The organism is Sphingopyxis sp. (assembly GCF_025869345.1).
Lineage (GTDB): Bacteria > Pseudomonadota > Alphaproteobacteria > Sphingomonadales > Sphingomonadaceae > Sphingopyxis.
In genome coordinates this window covers 23,708-24,988 of the sequence record NZ_JAOZVW010000149.1, presented here as the reverse complement: position 1 = coordinate 24,988, position 1,281 = coordinate 23,708, and the positions used below count along the sequence as shown (strand labels likewise).

General features: G+C 68.3%; 2 protein-coding genes. One reads left to right on the top strand and one right to left on the bottom strand.

Annotated elements, in window-relative coordinates:
• Window positions 1–97: 97 nt before the first annotated feature.
• Entirely contained in the window at window positions 98–505 is a 408-nt protein-coding gene (locus OJI97_RS16715) for a DUF6456 domain-containing protein (protein ID WP_297665354.1), read from the bottom strand.
• A gap of 159 nt (window positions 506–664) precedes the next feature.
• Between OJI97_RS16715 and OJI97_RS16710 the strand changes: the two genes are divergently transcribed.
• Window positions 665–1,225 carry a helix-turn-helix transcriptional regulator gene (locus tag OJI97_RS16710; protein ID WP_297665352.1) on the top strand — a complete coding sequence of 187 codons (561 nt, stop codon included), beginning with the start codon at window positions 665–667 and terminating at the stop codon, window positions 1,223–1,225.
• The last annotated feature ends 56 nt before the right edge of the window (window positions 1,226–1,281 follow it).

The window sequence follows — 1,281 nt, the reverse complement described above, 5'->3', positions numbered from 1 at the left end:
TCCATTCTCTCAGCGCCGGATGAATGGATCCCGGATCAAGTCCGGGATGACGATGAAGGATGGCTTCGCTCCCGCTCGTCTCCAGCCCCCAAAACCATCACCCCACCCCATAAAACCGCGCCAGCCGGTCGAGCGCCAACCCCAGCACCAGCTTCCCCGATCGTGCCGGCCAGCCGAGTCCCTTCTCCGCGCCGCCGATCCCCTCGCCCGCGCAGATCACGCGCCAGCAAATGTCGGCGAGCCCCGGCCCCGCATGGTCGATCGCCGCGTGAAACCGCCGATGCGCGTCGATCCGCGCCAGCGAGGCATCCGACGCGCGCGCGCCGCCGCGGCCCTTTGCGGGCGGCGCCGCATCCCAGCGCATCGTCACCCGCGCCGACAGCCCGGCGCGCTCATAATCGGCGCGCAGCCGCTCGCCCGCCGCAAGCTGCGCCGGGCTCAGCATCCCGCGCGACGCGAGCCACGCCACCGGGCTCTCGGCGGCATTGACCGTGACGTGCCGCATCACCTGCGGCCCCGCCTTGCCGGGATCGAGCCGGTCGTCGGGATGCAGGCGGGTTTCGAGGCGGCGGGCGGTCATGCAAATCTCCTTCAGGACACGCCCGCTTGACATTGGATGATTTTGTAGGAAAGAAGAAACCGATTTGGTTATCGGAGTGTCGCCATGATCAACAGCATCCGCGCCGTCCGCCGCGCCAAGGGTCTGACGCTCGAGGAGGTGGGGCAGCGCTGCGATCCGCCGACGACCGCGCAGACGATCGGCCGCCTCGAAACCGGAACACGGACATTGTCGCTCGGCTGGATGAACCGCATCGCCAGGGCGCTGGGGGTCGAGGCGGCCGAGCTCGTCCAGTTGCCACAGGATGCGCAGCTCACCATCACCGCACATCTCGGCGCCGATGGCGCGCAAGCGCCGACCCGCGTCGAGCAGGCGCTCACCGCGCGGCCCGGCGAAGATATGGTTGCGGTGCGCGTCACCTCGTCGATCGGCGACTATCGCGCAGGCGACGAAATCTGGTGCCGCCGTATCGAAAGCGACTGGGCGAGCGTCCTCAACCGCGACTTGCTCGTCCCGCGCCCCGCCGGCCGCTTCTTCTTCGCACGCCTGCTCAATGTCGACGGCGAAAAGCTCCACCTGCTCCCGCTCGGCACCGGCCAGCGCCAGCAGGTCGTGAGCAATCCGCCGTGGGCGGCGGTCGCGGTGCGGTTGATCCGGTCGCTGTAATGCCGTTCATATCCATCGTCATTGCGAGCGGAGCGAAGCAATCCAGAGCGGTTTAT